The 258-nt window shown below is 50.4% G+C and carries 1 protein-coding gene; it reads right to left on the bottom strand.

Annotation, left to right across the window (positions count from 1 at the left end; translation table 11 throughout):
* Positions 1–243, bottom strand: a 243-nt coding sequence (locus P8629_RS12225) for an RnfABCDGE type electron transport complex subunit B (RefSeq protein WP_278166378.1), incomplete at its 3' end; no start/stop codon positions are given.
* Positions 244–258 lie beyond the last annotated feature (15 nt).

Genomic DNA, 258 nt, shown 5'->3' with positions numbered 1-258 from the left:
AATCGTCGCTTGGCCACCCGGTGGGCATTTATTAATCGTATCACCATTGGCGATCGCTTCAGCATAAGGTCGACAGCCCGGATAGCCACACTGACCACATTGCGTTTGCGGTAAAATCGCATCGATTTGATCAACAATCGGATCGCCTTCGACTTTGAAGCGAACAGAAGCAAACCCCAAAATAGCCCCAAACACGGCAGCCAGTGCCGCCAGCGCAAGAATGGCGATCAGTAACGTACTCATTTATTTCACCAAACC

This window comes from Hydrogenovibrio sp. 3SP14C1, assembly GCF_029625905.1.
GTDB lineage: Bacteria > Pseudomonadota > Gammaproteobacteria > Thiomicrospirales > Thiomicrospiraceae > Hydrogenovibrio.
Note: the sequence above shows the minus strand (reverse complement) of the source record. Positions and strands in the feature narration are given on the sequence as shown.